This window comes from Telluria sp. LT2P34 (assembly GCF_059685915.1).
The window spans coordinates 237,492-252,371 of record NZ_JCASIN010000005.1 but is presented as its reverse complement, the minus strand read 5'-3'; the positions used below and the strand labels follow the sequence as shown (position 1 = coordinate 252,371).

The following is a 14,880-nucleotide window of genomic DNA, read 5'->3' as shown; positions in this document are numbered from 1 at the left end:
AATACCATTTCACTTGCCTATTTATACGGCAATCAAATAAATGGCGGTAAATTAAGTCTCGCACCTGCCAGGCAGAAAGTTACAATCTGATAAAGCCGACAAATGTGTTGATGGCAACTAAACATTTGTCTATAATTAAAAACAGTTGTTTAATAAAGCCTCCACTTGTGACTGAACTCTCGAAAAAAGAACAGTTGTACGAGCTGATTCGCGCCAATCCCTTCATTGCGCAGCAGGATCTCGCCGCCGAACTCGGCCTCTCGCGCTCGGCGGTGGCAGGCTATATCGCCACGCTCGTGCGCGAACGCCGCCTGCTGGGACGCGCCTACGTGCTGCCCGACGGCCGGCCAATCCTATGCGTGGGAGCGGCGAATATCGACCGCAAGCTGAGGGCAAGCGGACCGCTGGCGATGGGCAGTTCGAACCCGGCATGCGGCACCGAGTCCTGCGGCGGAGTCGCCCGCAACATTGCCGAGAACCTGGCGCGCATGGGCGCCCAGGTGGCGCTGGTAACGGCGGTCGGCAACGACGCGTCGGGGCGCGCCCTGCTCGCTCAGGCGGAGAGCGTCGGCATCGACACCCGCGGCGCGTTGAGGCTGGACGACGCCGGCAGCGGCACCTACACCGCGGTACTGGACGCCGACGGCCAGATGGTGGTGGCGCTGGCCGACATGGCGCTCTACGACCGCATCACCCCGTCCTTCCTCGCCATGCGCCAGCAGCAGCGCGCCGGCGCCTCCCTCATCGTGGCCGACCTGAATCTGCCGATGGAAGCCATCGCCACGCTGCAGCGCGACGCTGCGCTCGACAGCATTTCGCTGGTCATCGTCGCGGTGTCGGAGCCGAAGATGAACCGGCTGCCGCCGTCGCTCAACGGCGTGCGCCTGCTGATCCTGAACGCGGGCGAACTGGCGGCGCGTGTCGGGCGCGCCCTGAAAGACGATGCGGCGCTGGCCGCAGCCTGCCGCGCGCTGCAAGAACAGGGCGCCGAAGACGTCATCGTCACCCTGGGTGCGCGCGGCGTGCTGTTTACCTGCCCCGGCGGCGTCGAGCACCTGGCGGCGCCGGCGGCGACCGTGGTCGACGTTACCGGCGCCGGCGACGCCTTTGCCGCCGCGGTCTGCCTGTCGCTGCATGGCGGCGGCAACGACCTGGCGCTGGCCTGCCGGCGCGGCCTGCGCCTCGCAGCCATGACGCTCGCCTGCAGCGAAACAGTTTGCCCGCAACTGGCGCCGGACACCTTCGGCGCCCTCACCCACGTCTGATTGACCACACCATGCATTCGTTCCTGCTGTTCTCCCCCGAAGTCGCCGCCGCCCGCAACGCCGGGCTGCCGATCGTCGCCCTCGAATCGACCATCATCTCGCACGGCATGCCCTACCCGCAGAACGTCCAGACCGCGCGCGAAGTCGAGCAGATCATCCGCGACGCGGGCGCAGTGCCGGCCACGATCGCCATCATGGACGGCAAGATCTGCATCGGCTTGTCGAACGAGCAGCTCGAGCAGCTCGGCACCGCCCCGGACGCGATCAAGGTGAGCCGGCGCGACCTGGCTTATGTGCTGTCGCAGCGCCTGCTGGGCGCGACCACGGTGGCGGCGACGATGATTTGCGCGCAGCTGGCCGGCATCGAGGTGTTCGTCACCGGCGGCATCGGCGGCGTGCACCGCGGCGCCGAGACCAGTTTCGACATCTCGGCCGACCTGCAGGAACTGGCGCGCACCAGCGTGGCGGTGGTCTGCGCCGGCGTGAAATCGATCCTGGACATCGGCCTGACGCTGGAATACCTGGAAACCCTGGGCGTGCCGACGGTGAGCGTCGGCCAGGCCGGCTTCCCCGCCTTTTTCACCCGCGACAGCGGTTTTACGGCCGACTTCCAGCTCGACTCCGCTGAACAACAGGCGAACTTCATCCGCACCAAGTGGCAGCTCGGCATGGCCGGCGGGGTCGTGCTCGCCAATCCGGTGCCGGAGGGAGCAGCCATGCCGCGTGACGAGATCGACCGCATCACCGCGCAGGCGCTGGGCGAGGCGCAGCAGCAGGGCGTGACCGGCAAGCGGGTCACGCCCTTCCTGCTGGCGCGCATCAAGGAGCTGACCGGCGGGCGCAGCCTGGCGACCAACATCGCGCTGGTCAAGCACAACGCCCTGGTGGGTTCGCGCCTGGCCGTGGCCCTGAACTCACACGCCGCCTGAAGCGCATGCCATGTCGATCGACCTGAAACAGCTGAAATACTTCCTGGCCGTGGCCGAGGAAAAAAGCTTCAGCCGCGCCGCCGAGCGCCTGCACATTTCGCAGCCGCCGCTGTCCCAGCAGATCATGAAACTGGAATCGGAACTCGGCGTGCGCCTGTTCGCGCGCACCACGCGCAGTTTCGAGCTGACCGTGGCCGGCAAGGCGCTGATGGTGGAAGCGTCGGACATGCTGGGGCGCATGCGCATGACGATCGACACCATCCGCCAGATCGACCGCGGCGAAGTCGGACGCCTGCGGGTGGGCATCGTCGGTTCCGCCATGTGGGGACCGATCCCGAGCCTGCTGGAACGCTTCCAGACCGAATTCCCGCGCGTGACCTGGACCCTGCACGAATCCGGCCCCGACCAGCAGTTCGAAGCGCTGCGTTCGAAACAGATCGACGTCGGCTTCTGGCGCGAGCCGCGCCTGGAAGACGAGGAACTGAAGGCGGCCAACCTGCGCCAGGAACTGTGCTTCCGCGAGAACGTCTGCGTCGCCGTGCACAAGCACCACCCGCTGGCAGGACGCGATGCGATCGAGCTGTCCGACATCGCCCAGGAACCGATGCTCTCCCTGCACTTGAATCAGTCGGCCGAGCCGCGCTACCTGGTCCAGTGCTGCATCAATGCCGGCTTCCAGCCGACGATTTTCCAGGAAGCGGCCGAACCGCAGACCTTGTTGGCGATGGTGGGCGCCGGCCTGGGCGTGGCCCTGATGCCCGAGACGACCAGCCGCATCGGCTGGCCGGGGGTGGTGTTCCTGCCGATCCGTACCGATCCGCCGTCGGCGAATCTGTACATTACCTATACCGGCCAGGACGATGCGCCGGTGGTGCGCGCGTTCTTGAAGATCTTGAAGCCGAACGGCGATTAGTGGGTGGCGCCACCGGCGACCGCAACATCATCCCCGCCGCGCACCGCGGTTTCCACCGCCGCCCGCAAGCCTTCGACAATCTGCGCCAGCGCCATCGACGGCGCGCCCTCGACAGCAGCCGCCTGCTCCGGCAGGTAGGGCACGTGGATGAAGCCGCCCTGCGCCCCGCTGCCTTCGATATGGTGCATCAGCCCGTAAAACACGTGGTTGCAGACAAAAGTACCGGCCGTCTGCGATACCGAGGCCTGCAAGCCGCGCTCGCGCATCGCGGCGACGATGGCTTTCACCGGCAGGGACGCGAAATACGCCGCCGGTGCGCCCGCCACGATGGGCGCATCGACCGGCTGCTGTCGGTCATTGTCGAGGATCGGGGCGTCGTCGAGATTGATCGCCACCCGCTCGAGCGTCAGGTCGGCCCGCCCGCCGGCCTGGCCGACGCAGATCACGATGGCCGGTTTGATTTCGTCGATCGCGCCGCGCAGCACGCGGTTGGCGAAACCGAATACGCAGGGCAGCTGCAGCACCTCGACGAAAAAGTCCGTGCCGCTCCAGCCCTTGAGCGCGCGCACCGCTTCCCAGGCCGGGTTGATGGTCGCGCCATTGAAGGGCTCGAATCCGGTCAGCAGCACAGTTTTTTTCATGGCGATCGCTCGGTTAGGAAAATTCAGGAAAAGTTCATGAGGAAATAAAGGAGGACGATGTTTGCCGCCAGCAGCGGCAGCGCGGTCGGAATTTGCGCCTTGATCACGGCGTTCTTGTCAGGCAACTCCAGCAAGGCCGCCGGGACGATATTAAAGTTCGCCGCCATCGGTGTCATTAATGTGCCGCAATACGCACTGAACATGCCAATGGCAGCCATCACTGCCGGATTGGCATCGTATTGCCCGACCAACACCGGCACCCCGATACCGCTGGCAATCACCGGAAAGGCGGCGAAGCCATTGCCCATGATGATGGTGAACAGCGCCATGCCGATGCAATACAGCGCCACGGCGGTAAAGCGCGAATCAACGTCGAACCAGGTGGTCGTGACCGCCGCCACTGCCTTGCCGACGCCCGCTTCGGTAAACAACAGGCCAAGCACGGCCAGCATGTGCGGCAGCGTCACCGCCCAGCCCATGGCGTCGACCAGGCGCCGCGCTTCGCGCAGGCTTTGCACGGGCGTGGCGCGGGTCAGCCAGCAGGCCGCGACGATCGCCAGCAGCGATCCGAGGCCGAGGCTGGCCAGGGTCAGGTGCGCCTTGTCGAACAGGGCTAATTCACCGATCTGCACGTCTTTCAGCAGGGTGGCGCCGAGCACGGTGACGACCGGGATCACCAGCGCCGGCAGGAACAGCCGGTTTCCGAGCCGGGCGGCGCTGGCACGGCGCGCAGATTCATCGAGGGTGCCGTGCTTGCCCGGTTTGACGAGGCCGCAACCGGCCAGCAGCGCCATCGCCAGCATGATGGCGCCGGCCAGCGCCGGGGCCATGAAGTCCCCGGCCAGGTAGACCGCGGCGTACAGACCCCAGAACAGGCCGGACGTGATACGGCGCGGGTGAGCGCGGTCCAGCAGGGTCAGCAGCGCGACAAAGGCCAGCAGACCGCCCACCAGCAGGTACAGCAAGTCGAGCGAAAAGATCGACGAGGGCGTGGCCAGCGGCGTCATTTGCCCTCCCCTTCGCGCGCAATCGCCACATCGAGCCGGCGCAGATTCCAGCTGTGGATGATGAAGGCGCACACCGCCGTCGGAATGCCCCACATCGCCATGTGCAGCGGATCGACTTCGATGCCTTCGGCGCGCAGGATGGTCTGCATCAGCACGATGGCCCCGAAGGCGACAAAGATGTCTTCGCCGAAGAACAGGCCGACATTGTCGGTGGCGGCCGCCATCGCCCGGATGCGGTAGCGCAGCGCGTCCGAAATTGTGCCGTTGCGTGCCTCGGCAGCGCCTTCGGCAAGCGGCGCCACCAGCGGGCGCACCATCGAGGGATGCCCGCCCAGGCTGGTAAGCCCGGCCGCGGCCGAGGTCTCGCGCAGGAACAGGTAGACGATCAAGAGGCGCCCGCTGGTGGCCGCGCGGAATTTGGCGATGCTGGCCATCGCATGCTCTTTCAGGCCGAAGCGCTCGAGCAGGCCGACCGCGGCCAGCGGCAGCAGCAGCACCAGCGGCAGGTTGCGGGTTTTCAGGAAGGCGGTGCCGAGCGACTCGAGCACATGGATGAAGGGCATGGCGGCGGCGGCGCCGGTCACGCCGCAGGCGGCAACCACGACCAGCACCGGATTGGCGCGCAGCAGGAAGCCGGCGGCGATGACGGCCACGCCCAGCAGCGGCCACAGGTTAACAGCGGATTGCATGGGGTCTCCTGCCCGGATTGAATAGCCGGGCAAGTGTACCCGAGGGAGCTTGCAGACGCGAAACAAAACCGCACCCCGCACACGCTTGATCGCGCTCAACCGCGACATGCGGGCAATGATTAATCTCAATAAAATAAAGGCGGATACACCGCCACGCTCGCCTGCAACGACAAGGAGACGCCATGCCCCTGCCCACTTTCCGTCAAGCCGTGCATCGGTTTGTTTCCCTCATGCTGTGCGCCGCCCTGGCCGCCTGCGGCGGCGGCGTCTCGGTCGGCCTCGGCTATACCGATTTCGATGACGACCGGCCGCACGACCCCGGCCCCGGCCAGCCGCCCCCTGACACCGGCGTGTTCCTGGTCGCCGGCGGCTTGTGCCCGCAATGCGGCGGCTCGCAGGACGGTTCCGGCTCAAACGCCCGTTTCGACGGCCCCGAAGGCATCGTCGCCGCGCCCGACGGCAACCTGTATATCGCCGAAAAGAACAGCGCCACCATCCGCAAGGTCTCGCCCCAGGGCGTGGCCGTCACGCTCGCGGGCAGCACCGGGGCCATCGGCAGCCAGGATGGCGCCGGCACGGCGGCGCGCTTCAACGCGCCGACCCGCATCGAAGTCGATGCCGGCGGCAACCTGTTCCTGACCGACACCGGCAACTCGACGATCCGCCAGATCAGCGCCGCCGGCGCCGTCACCACCCTGGCAGGCAGCACCGGCCAGTGCGGCAGCATCGATGGCAATGGGGGCGCGGCGCGCTTCTGCTCACCCCAGGGCATCACGCTCGACCGCCAGGGCAACCTGTACGTGGCCGATACCCTGAACCACACCATCCGGCGCATCGACCGCGCCAACAACGTCACCACCATTGCCGGCACGGCCGGCGCCTGCGGCAGCAGCGACGGCCGCGGCAATGCCGCGCGCTTTTGCGAGCCGCAGGATATCGAGGTCGATGAAGACGGCTGGCTGTACGTGGCCGATACGGCCAACTCCACGATCCGTGAAATTTCCCCATCGGGCGAGGTGCGCACCCTAGCCGGCGCGGCCGGACAATGCGGCAGCGCCGATGGCCGTGCCGGCGCCGCGCGTTTCTGCCGGGCGGCCGGGCTGACGATCGACGGCGCCGGCAACCTGTTCGTGGCCGACACCGGCAACGGCACCATCCGGCGCATCGGCACCGATGGCGCAGTCGGCACCGTGATCGGCGTGGCGGGCAGCCAGAACAACGTGCTCGGGCCCCTGCCCGGCGGCTTGAACGCGCCGCGCGGCATTGCCGTCCTCGGCGCCGGCACGCTGGTGGCGACCACCCAGCACCTGGTATTGAAACTGGTGCCGCGCTGACGGCTGGATCAGCGGGACGGTTTGCGTTTAGTCCGGACGCACTGGAGTCGCCGCCATGTCGCCGACAACGGTATTCCAGCGCCGCACGTGGAAGGCGCGTACCAGGCCGTTTGTCACATAGGGGTCTTTTGCCGCAAACATCTGGGGCGTCTCGGCGCTGTCGCAACTGAACACCAGCAGTGCCCGGTCGGCAGGTTCATCGAGCGCGCCGGCCAGCAGCATCTCGCCACGTTGCTGTGCTTCCCACGCCAGCTTCAGGTGTTCATTGCGAAATTCGGCGCGGCGCTCGAGGTAATCGGGGGCGAGATCGTAGGTCAGCAGGAAGTGCACGGGGGTTCCTTGTCGGATGGGCAATCGAGCGGCAATCTTACCTGAAGCAGGCAGTCGACCCTGCCCATGTAGCAAAAAGCATACTGTCCCACCGACCAACACTCATGCTGCAATGCATGGCGACATGGCGCACAGAACTTTTCATACTGTCGAGTTAGACTCGGGCCATGAACACTTCGAAAAAAATGGCGGCAGGGATGGCGGGGTTCGCCAGCGTGTTGTGGCTGGGCCTGACGGCTGCGATTGCCGCCAACCAGCGCCGGCTGGTGTTCAATCCGACCATCGTTCCGGAAGTGGCCAATCCGCGCAGCAGCGGCCACCGTACCCGCCCGATCGTCCTGCGCGCGAAAGACGGCACCCGCCTCTGCGGCTGGCTGATGACGCCGCGTACGCCCGGACCGCGGCCCGCGGTGCTGTATTTCGGCGGGCGTTCCGAAGAAGTGTCGTGGGTCGTGCGCGACGCCGGCAACCTGTTCCCGAACATGACGGTGCTGGCGATGAATTACCGCGGTTATGGTAATTCCCACGGAGACCCTGCCGAAACCCTGATGATCGACGATGGCTGCGCCCACTTCGACTGGCTCGCCAGCCTTGGCCAGGTCGACGCGGAGCGCATCGCGATCGTCGGCCGCAGCCTCGGTTCCGGCGTTGCGGTGCAGGTGGCAAGGGAACGGCCGGCGCATTCGGTGGTGCTGATCACGCCCTACGATTCGATCCTGGCGATCGCCAAGCGCAGGTTCCGCGCGATGCCGATCGAATACATGCTGCGCCACCGCTTCGAATCGATCAAGCACGCGCCCTCGCTGAAGGTGCCCACTTACGTGCTGCGCGCCGAGTTCGACGACATCGTGCCGCATTCGCATACCGACCAGCTGTGCGGAAAGCTCGGCAACCTGATCCTCGACGAGATCGTCCCCGACTCGGACCACTTCACCATCCCCTACCTGGCAGCGACGCAGTGCCGTATCGCGGCCTTTCTCACCATGCGCTTCAGCACCGCCCTGAAGACGCTGGAGGCGATCGAAACTGTGGCTTGATGGAAAAAAATGCCCAGGCTTGTCAGCATTTATATTTCCACAGAATAAATTGCCAAGTAAAATCGTATTTGCCTTGCATCCCTTGAGTGATGCATATTTGGCAGCTTGAGCAAAGTGGGCCATTCGCTCGATTGCTGCCCCCTGCCGGGTACTTGTTATTGCGCGTTTGCTGTTGCGATATCGCGACATCCGCGCACGCAGCGCCGCCCAAGGAAGGGCTCCGATACAAATGGTAACCGCATGAAATGTCCCGGGCTGACACAATCCGCACGGCATCGACAAGGCTTTGCACCCGGGCTGCACGCTGCAGCCCCTGGGGTGTCGAGCCTTGCCTCTAGCCCGCCCCTCCCAACGCAGCCGTTGCGCCGGGTACAATACCGAAATTCCAGGAGCTAATTCATGAAATTCAAGCAACTCAGCATGACCATCGCGGCGCTGTGCGTCGCCGGCGGCGCAGTCGCGGCGAATCCGAAACTGGCCATCGTCTATGACGCCGGCGGCAAGTTCGACAAATCGTTCAACCAGTCCGCTTTCGAAGGCGCTGAGCGCTTCAAGAAAGAAACCAGGATTTCGTACATCGAAGTCCAGGCCAATAGCGACACGCAAGCCGAGCAGGTGATGCGCGGCCTGGCGCGTAAAAAACTCGACATGATCGCCGCCATCGGCTTCTCGCAGACCCAGGCCGTGGCCAAGGTCGCCAAGGAATTCCCGAACGTGAAGTTTGTGCTGATCGACTCGATCGCGCCGGGCGCGAACGTGAACTCGATCATGTTCAAGGAACAGGAAGGCTCCTACCTGGTCGGCGTCGCCGCGGCAATGGCCTCGAAGTCGAAGAAAATCGGTTTCGTCGGCGGCATGGACATTCCGCTGATCCGCGCGTTTGCCTGCGGCTATGGCCAGGGCGCCAAGGCGCAGCAGCCGAAGATCGAAATGATGCAGAACATGGTCGGCACCACCAGCGCGGCCTGGAACGACCCGGCCAAGGGCGGCGAGCTGGCACGCCAGCAGTTCGACCGCGGCGCCGACGTCGTGTTCGCGGTGGCCGGCGGTTCGGGCATGGGCGCACTCCAGATGGCCAAGGAAAAAGGCAAGCTGGCCATCGGCGTCGACTCGAACCAGAACTACCTGCATCCGGGCTCGATGCTCACTTCGATGGTCAAGCGCGTCGACCTCGCCGTCTACGACTCGTTCATGCAAGTCAAGAACGGTAGCTGGAAAGCCGGCGTCACCCACAAGGGCCTGAAAGAAGGCGGCGTGGACTGGGTGCTGGACAAGGACAACCGCAAGGTCGTCACCCCGGAAATGGAAAAGCGCGTGAATGGCGTCAAGGCCGACATCATCAGCGGCAAGATCAAGGTGATCGACTACCGCGCCGCCAGCCGCTGCCCGGTCTAAGACCCTTTTTTCATTCTCACAGAGGCGCGCCGCACCGGGTTTTCCGGTCCGGCGCGCTTTTTAAGTCATTACATTCATCATTCTTCACTACTGATCGCCATGCAGCCAGCCGTAGAATTTCGCAACATCAGCAAGGCTTTCGGGCCGGTGCAAGCGAACGCTGACGTCAGCTTCTCGATCGCCAAGGGCTCGATCCACGGCGTCATCGGAGAGAACGGCGCCGGCAAATCCACCTTGATGAGCATCCTGTACGGCTATTACAACGCCGACAGCGGCCAGCTGCTGGTCGACGGCCAGGAACGCACCATCCGCACCAGCCACGAAGCCATCGATCTCGGCATCGGCATGGTGCACCAGCACTTCATGCTGGTCGAGAACATGACCGTGCTCGATAACGTGATGCTGGGCGCCGAAGGCGGCTTCCAGCTGGCGCGCAAGCGCAAGGAAGTCGAGCAGGCCTTGCGCGAAATCTGCACGCGCTACCGTCTCGACGTCGATCCGCTGGCCACCATCCACGACCTGTCGGTCGGCGCCCAGCAGCGCGTCGAGATCCTGAAGCAGATCTACCGCAGCGCCAACATCCTGATCCTCGACGAGCCGACTGCGGTATTGACCGCCCAGGAGACGGCCTCGCTGTTCGACATCCTGCGCCTGTTCAAGGAACAGGGCAAAACCATCATCCTGATCACCCACAAGCTGCAGGAGATCATGGACATCACCGACCAGGTGACGGTGCTGCGCGCGGGCCGCGTCTCGGGGGCGGTGAGCACCAGCGACACCTCGAAAGAGCAGCTGGCCAACATGATGGTCGGCCGCCCGATCGAAGGCAACCTGCCGCGCGCGCCCTTCAAACCCGGCGCCACGGTGCTGAAAGTGACGAACCTGCAGCTGCAGGACGCGAACAAGGTGCGCCTCCTGGCCGATATCGACCTGACGGTGCGCGCCGGCGAAATCGTCGCCATTGCCGGCGTGTCGGGCAACGGCCAGAGCGAACTGATGGAAATCCTGTCGGGCATGCGCCTGCCGACGCTTGGTACGGTCGAACTCGAAGGCAAGCCCCTGCCCTTCGCGCGCCGCACGAATGCCGACGGCCTGCCCGCCACCTTCCGCGCACTGGGCATCGGCCACGTGCCGGAAGACCGCCTGCGCGACGGCGTGATCAAGGACTTCTCGGTGATGCAGAACACCGTGTTCGGCTACCAGGACCGCGTGAAGAACCGTTGGGGCCTGTTCGATTTCGACGCGGTCGCCAAGCGCTGCGCGCACCTGCTGCAGGCCTTCGACGTGCGCCCGAACAATCCGGACTTGCGCATCGGCCTGCTCTCGGGCGGCAACCAGCAAAAGGTCGTGATCGCGCGCGAAGTGTCGGCCGCGCCGAAACTGATGCTGGTCGGCCAGCCGACGCGCGGCGTCGACATCGGCACCATCGAATCGATCCACACCCAGCTGCTGCGCCTGCGCGACGAAGGCGTGGCGATCCTGCTGGTGTCGACCGAATTGGAAGAAGTGCGAGCGCTGGCAGACCGCATCGTGGTCGTCTCTGGCGGACGCATCACCGGCGAACTGAACATCGACGAATTCGATACTACCCGCATCGGCCTCCTGATGGGCGGCATGCACAAGTCATGACACAGATGAAAACCACTGAACTTCCCCGCTGGGCGACGGGCGTCGCCCTGCCGCTCCTGAACCTGCTGTCGGCGCTGCTGGTCGCCGCGCTGGTAATCCACCTGCTCGGCGAAAGCCCGGCGGAATCGATGCGCATCCTGGTCGATTCGGCGATCGTCAATCCGGAAGGCCTGGCCTATACGCTGTTCTATGCCAGCACCTTCATCTTCACCGGCCTGGCTGTCTCGATCGCCATGAAGGCGGGCCTGTTCAACATCGGCGCCGAAGGCCAGATGTATTTCGGCGGCCTCGGCCTGACGCTGGCGGTGCTCGCTTTTGATGCGACGATGTCGCCCTGGCTTGTGATCCCCCTGGCGATGCTGGGCAGCGCGATTTTCGGCGCCCTATGGGCCTTTTTGCCCGGCTACCTGCAGGCCAAGCGCGGCAGCCACGTGGTGGTCACGACCATCATGTTCAACTTCATCGCGGCCAGCCTGATGAACTTCATCATCGTCAAATACCTGATCCCCGAGGGCGAGCAGAATCCGGCCAGCCGCGTGTTCGCCGATTCGGCCGCGTTGCCGACCCTGAACACCTGGTTCCCGGTCTTCGGCGACACCCCGCTGAACATCGGTTTCCCGATCGCGATCCTGGCCCTCGTCATCTACGGCATCGCGGTATCGCGTTCAACCTGGGGCTACCAGCTGCGCGCCACCGGCCTGAACCAGCACGCGGCCCACTACGCCGGCGTGCGCATCAGCCGCATGATCATCGTCGCCATGCTGATCTCGGGGGCGCTGGCCGGCCTGGCCGCCGTCAATTCGATCATGGGCTCGACCCACTACCTGAGCCTGAACTTCCCGGCCGGCGCCGGTTTCGTCGGCATCGCCATCGCCCTGATGGGGCGCCAGCATCCGGTCGGCATTTTCCTGTCCTCGGTGCTGTTCGGCGCGCTGATCCAGGGCGGTTTCGACCTGTCGCTGGAAAAGCCGAACATCCCGGTCGAGACCTTCGTCTTCATCCAGGGACTGATCATCCTGTTCTGCGGCGCGATGGAAAACTTCTACGCCAAGCCGCTCCTGAAACTGATCAACGCAACGCGCAAGGGATAAGCCATGGACTTTGATATCGCCAATATCGTCGTCTCGACGATCCGCAACGCGCCGGTGCTGATGTTCGCCGCGCTGGCCGGCCTGTTCGCCGAACGCAGCGGCGTGGTCGATCTCGGCCTGGAAGGTAAAATCCTCGCCTCCGCCTTCGTCTCGGCCGCCGTCGGCTTCAGCACGCAAGACCCGTGGTTCGGCATCGCCGCCGGCATCGCCGCCTCGGTCGCCATCGCCATGGTGCAGGCCTTTGTGTCGATCACCCAGAAAGGCAACCAGCTCGTCGCCGGCATCGCCATCAACATCGCCATGAGCGGCCTGACCTTTGTCGTGGCCCAGTACATCTTCCAGCAGGGCGGACGCACGCCGGACCTGGGCGCGGCGCGCCTGAGCAACGTGGTGCTGCCGGGTACCGAAGCCTTGGCCGGCGTGCCGGTGCTGGGCTGGCTCTGGGGCAGCGTGCTCGGCGGCCACTCGCCGCTGGTCTACCTGGCCTTCGCGCTGCTGCCGATCGTGCACTGGGTCGTCTACCACAGCCGTTTCGGCCTGCGCCTGCGTGCCTGCGGCGAAAACCCGCATGCCGCCGATGCGGCCGGCGTCTCGGTCGAAAAAACGCGCTACCTGGCGATGCTGGTGGCCGGCGTGCTGTGCTCGTTCTCGGGCGCCTACCTGTCGATCGTCCAGAGCGGCTTCTTCCTGCGGGACATGTCGGCCGGCGCCGGTTACCTGGCGCTGACCGCCCTCGTCTTCGGCAACTGGCGCCCGCTGCACACGGTGCTGGGCTGCCTGATGTTCGGCTTCTTCGGTGCCGTGCAGATCCAGCTCGAAGGCGTCGACCTGCCGCTCGTGGGCCGCATCCCGGGGTCGCTGATCCAGATGATTCCTTACGTCGTGACGGTGATCGTGCTGGCCGGCCTGATGGCCAAGTCGGTGGCGCCGAAGGCGGTCGGCAAGCCTTTCATCAAGTCGCGCTAAGCGCGGCGCAAGGAACAAGGGCGGCCTGCGGGCCGCCCTTTTTTTATCAATCGCTGGCCAGCGTCGCCGAGCGCTTCCAGGTCCAGGCCAGGCCTATGCCGGCCGACACACCATTGTTGCGCCGGTGCAGAGGGCTGTCGGCATTCTTGCCGACACCATAATTTTCGGCGCGCAGGAAGCTGTAGGCTCGCAGGTCGCGATTGATGACACGCCCGACCGACAGGCCCAGGCGCGCCAGGATCAGGCCCGCGTCGGCCGAATAGGCAGGGCGTGTCGCCGTGGCGAACTCGGGGCGCACTTCATAGAAATAGCGGTTGATCTTGCCGTCGCCGACGACGACCGCTGCCTGGACGTCGAAGCGCCACTTGCCGTCGGCGCTACGCTCTTCGTACACGAGGCGCGGCTCGAAGGTATAGCCCTGGTGGCGCACGCCGCTGCGTATTTCAATGACGGCGCGCAGCGGCAGGTCGGCGCGCAGGCCGCGGCGCTCGTCGAATTGCGCCAGGCGCAGTTTCAGGCGCGGGCCGAATTCGGCCAGGCCGCCCAGATCCGGCATGCCGGCGCGCGCCGCCACGTTGTCTGATCTGGCCGGCAGCGAGGCCGCCAGGCCGATATCGAGCTCAGCGACTTCACTGCGGAACAGGCGCGCGCCGATGCCCCCCTGGTCCGAACGGAAGACCTTGCCCCGGTAGATGATGGTCGGCAGCGCCAGGGCGCGCGTTTCGCGGTCTTCGGCGCCCGGATAGGAAGGCGTGCTGACGGCGCCCCCAGCCAGGCCCAGCTCCCATAGCGGCTGGTTCGGCGGGCCCTCCGGCTCCACGGCAGATGCGGCAAGCGCCGGGGTGGCGAGCAGGCAGGCAAGCGCCGCGCTGGAAAGATAGTTGTTCATGCGGTAGCTGAAATGGGGGCGCGGCGCGCCGGAACCCGCATTCTAGCCCCCACAGCCCCGGCCCGCAGCACATCAGCAGATTCCGCCCGTTTCCGCAGACTCGGCCAGCCTACGGCGTTCAGGCGCCCTTGCCGGCCGTCGTGCCGATGTGCGCCAGGATGGCGGCGCGCAAATCGCCCGCCTCCGGTATCCCGGCAAACAGGCGCCTGCCGACGGCGACCGAGGGAACGGCGCGGATGCCCACTTCCCTTGCAAACTGAAGGGCCGCATCGTGCTCTGCATTGCAGCTGCGGGAGGCCAGCACCGCATCGAGTTCCTCGGCCGGCATTCCCAGCCGGTCGAGGATGTCCTTCAGTACAGCGGTGTCCCCGATGTCGCGGTCGTCCTGGAAAAACGCGCGCATCACCGCATCGACATACGCATCGGCCTTGCCGTGCCGTACAGCGAGCTGGAGTCCGAGGAAGGCCTTGCGGCTGTACGGCTGGGGCGACACGCTTGGCAGCCGGATGTCGACACCCGCGCGGCGGGCAGCCGGATAGACCCCGTTTTCCCAGGCCGATGGCAGGTAGTCGTCTTCAGGCCGCAGCGTGGGCGTCGGATACGGACGCAATTCGAAGGGCATCCACGCGATGTCGACATCCAGGCCGGCAGTCGCCTCGGCGACGATGCTCTCCCCCAGCAGGCAATAGGGACAGACGAAGTCGATCCACACCTGGATCACGGCGCGTCCCGGCCGGGCAGCAGTGCTTGCGGTGTCTTGCATGA

At 65.4% G+C, this 14,880-nt stretch carries 15 protein-coding genes; 9 read left to right on the top strand and 6 right to left on the bottom strand.

The genetic code is table 11. The features are described from left to right. The first annotated feature begins 167 nt into the window (after positions 1–167). Genes AC56KZ_RS15525 through AC56KZ_RS15515 form a run of 3 tightly spaced genes read left to right on the top strand, consistent with a single transcriptional unit; the run spans position 168 to position 3,107 of the window. On the top strand, positions 168–1,265 hold the full coding sequence (locus AC56KZ_RS15525) for a carbohydrate kinase (RefSeq protein WP_497163079.1): 1,098 nt from the start codon (positions 168–170) through the stop codon (positions 1,263–1,265). An 11-nt stretch (positions 1,266–1,276) separates the two neighbouring features. Further along, the gene (locus AC56KZ_RS15520) at positions 1,277–2,194 is read left to right on the top strand and encodes a pseudouridine-5'-phosphate glycosidase (protein ID WP_497163078.1); all 918 of its coding nucleotides are present in this window, start codon (positions 1,277–1,279) and stop codon (positions 2,192–2,194) included. A gap of 10 nt (positions 2,195–2,204) precedes the next feature. Beyond that, a complete protein-coding gene (locus AC56KZ_RS15515; RefSeq protein ID WP_497163077.1) occupies positions 2,205–3,107 on the top strand; it encodes a LysR family transcriptional regulator in 903 nt (300 codons plus the stop codon). Here AC56KZ_RS15515 and pcp read toward each other — a convergent pair. From pcp to AC56KZ_RS15500, 3 genes are read right to left on the bottom strand one after another with little or no spacing between them, the layout of a single operon-like run. Continuing rightward, positions 3,104–3,748, bottom strand: coding sequence for a pyroglutamyl-peptidase I (gene pcp, locus AC56KZ_RS15510; RefSeq protein WP_497163076.1), 645 nt, complete (start codon positions 3,746–3,748; stop codon positions 3,104–3,106). The two genes, AC56KZ_RS15515 and pcp, sit on opposite strands and share 4 nt — an antisense overlap. Before the next feature lie 23 nt (positions 3,749–3,771). Next, the gene (locus AC56KZ_RS15505) at positions 3,772–4,755 is read right to left on the bottom strand and encodes a DUF979 domain-containing protein (RefSeq protein ID WP_497163075.1); all 984 of its coding nucleotides are present in this window, start codon (positions 4,753–4,755) and stop codon (positions 3,772–3,774) included. Next, entirely contained in the window at positions 4,752–5,444 is a 693-nt protein-coding gene (locus AC56KZ_RS15500; RefSeq protein WP_497163074.1) for a DUF969 domain-containing protein, read from the bottom strand. Before AC56KZ_RS15500 ends, AC56KZ_RS15505 begins: the two co-directional genes overlap by 4 nt. A gap of 182 nt (positions 5,445–5,626) precedes the next feature. Here AC56KZ_RS15500 and AC56KZ_RS15495 point away from each other — a divergent pair, with 182 nt between their 5' ends. Continuing rightward, positions 5,627–6,778 carry an SMP-30/gluconolactonase/LRE family protein gene (locus tag AC56KZ_RS15495; RefSeq protein ID WP_497163073.1) on the top strand — a complete coding sequence of 384 codons (1,152 nt, stop codon included), beginning with the start codon at positions 5,627–5,629 and terminating at the stop codon, positions 6,776–6,778. Between the two features lie 27 nt (positions 6,779–6,805). Here the strand turns inward: AC56KZ_RS15495 and AC56KZ_RS15490 are convergent, their stop codons facing one another. Next, the gene (locus tag AC56KZ_RS15490) at positions 6,806–7,108 is read right to left on the bottom strand and encodes a YciI-like protein (protein ID WP_497163072.1); all 303 of its coding nucleotides are present in this window, start codon (positions 7,106–7,108) and stop codon (positions 6,806–6,808) included. Between the two features lie 167 nt (positions 7,109–7,275). Between AC56KZ_RS15490 and AC56KZ_RS15485 the strand changes: the two genes are divergently transcribed. From AC56KZ_RS15485 to AC56KZ_RS15465, 5 genes are all read left to right on the top strand, one after another. Then, a complete protein-coding gene (locus tag AC56KZ_RS15485) occupies positions 7,276–8,145 on the top strand; it encodes an alpha/beta hydrolase (protein WP_497163071.1) in 870 nt (289 codons plus the stop codon). Between the two features lie 399 nt (positions 8,146–8,544). Then, positions 8,545–9,540 carry a BMP family lipoprotein gene (locus AC56KZ_RS15480; RefSeq protein ID WP_497163070.1) on the top strand — a complete coding sequence of 332 codons (996 nt, stop codon included), beginning with the start codon at positions 8,545–8,547 and terminating at the stop codon, positions 9,538–9,540. Between the two features lie 99 nt (positions 9,541–9,639). Further along, on the top strand, positions 9,640–11,169 hold the full coding sequence (locus tag AC56KZ_RS15475) for an ABC transporter ATP-binding protein (protein ID WP_497163069.1): 1,530 nt from the start codon (positions 9,640–9,642) through the stop codon (positions 11,167–11,169). Between the two features lie 5 nt (positions 11,170–11,174). Continuing rightward, positions 11,175–12,260, top strand: coding sequence for an ABC transporter permease (locus AC56KZ_RS15470; RefSeq protein WP_497163068.1), 1,086 nt, complete (start codon positions 11,175–11,177; stop codon positions 12,258–12,260). Between the two features lie 3 nt (positions 12,261–12,263). After that, positions 12,264–13,226, top strand: a complete 963-nt coding sequence (locus tag AC56KZ_RS15465) for an ABC transporter permease (protein WP_497163067.1) — start codon at positions 12,264–12,266, stop codon at positions 13,224–13,226. A gap of 46 nt (positions 13,227–13,272) precedes the next feature. Here the strand turns inward: AC56KZ_RS15465 and AC56KZ_RS15460 are convergent, their stop codons facing one another. Both AC56KZ_RS15460 and AC56KZ_RS15455 read right to left on the bottom strand, forming a co-directional pair. Beyond that, the gene (locus AC56KZ_RS15460; protein WP_497163066.1) at positions 13,273–14,115 is read right to left on the bottom strand and encodes a MipA/OmpV family protein; all 843 of its coding nucleotides are present in this window, start codon (positions 14,113–14,115) and stop codon (positions 13,273–13,275) included. A 118-nt stretch (positions 14,116–14,233) separates the two neighbouring features. After that, a complete protein-coding gene (locus AC56KZ_RS15455) occupies positions 14,234–14,878 on the bottom strand; it encodes a DsbA family oxidoreductase (protein ID WP_497163065.1) in 645 nt (214 codons plus the stop codon). Positions 14,879–14,880 lie beyond the last annotated feature (2 nt).

Excerpts from the sequence above, each read along its gene's own strand:
- AC56KZ_RS15520 (WP_497163078.1), top strand. The coding sequence starts at position 1,277 with ATGCATTCGTTCCTGCTGTTCTCCCCCGAAGTCGCCGCCGCCCGCAAC.
- AC56KZ_RS15515 (WP_497163077.1), top strand. The coding sequence starts at position 2,205 with ATGTCGATCGACCTGAAACAGCTGAAATACTTCCTGGCCGTGGCCGAG.
- pcp (WP_497163076.1), bottom strand. The coding sequence starts at position 3,748 with ATGAAAAAAACTGTGCTGCTGACCGGATTCGAGCCCTTCAATGGCGCG.
- AC56KZ_RS15505 (WP_497163075.1), bottom strand. The coding sequence starts at position 4,755 with ATGACGCCGCTGGCCACGCCCTCGTCGATCTTTTCGCTCGACTTGCTG.
- AC56KZ_RS15500 (WP_497163074.1), bottom strand. The coding sequence starts at position 5,444 with ATGCAATCCGCTGTTAACCTGTGGCCGCTGCTGGGCGTGGCCGTCATC.
- AC56KZ_RS15495 (WP_497163073.1), top strand. The coding sequence starts at position 5,627 with ATGCCCCTGCCCACTTTCCGTCAAGCCGTGCATCGGTTTGTTTCCCTC.
- AC56KZ_RS15485 (WP_497163071.1), top strand. The coding sequence starts at position 7,276 with ATGAACACTTCGAAAAAAATGGCGGCAGGGATGGCGGGGTTCGCCAGC.
- AC56KZ_RS15480 (WP_497163070.1), top strand. The coding sequence starts at position 8,545 with ATGAAATTCAAGCAACTCAGCATGACCATCGCGGCGCTGTGCGTCGCC.
- AC56KZ_RS15475 (WP_497163069.1), top strand. The coding sequence starts at position 9,640 with ATGCAGCCAGCCGTAGAATTTCGCAACATCAGCAAGGCTTTCGGGCCG.
- AC56KZ_RS15470 (WP_497163068.1), top strand. The coding sequence starts at position 11,175 with ATGAAAACCACTGAACTTCCCCGCTGGGCGACGGGCGTCGCCCTGCCG.
- AC56KZ_RS15465 (WP_497163067.1), top strand. The coding sequence starts at position 12,264 with ATGGACTTTGATATCGCCAATATCGTCGTCTCGACGATCCGCAACGCG.
- AC56KZ_RS15460 (WP_497163066.1), bottom strand. The coding sequence starts at position 14,115 with ATGAACAACTATCTTTCCAGCGCGGCGCTTGCCTGCCTGCTCGCCACC.
- AC56KZ_RS15455 (WP_497163065.1), bottom strand. The coding sequence starts at position 14,878 with ATGCAAGACACCGCAAGCACTGCTGCCCGGCCGGGACGCGCCGTGATC.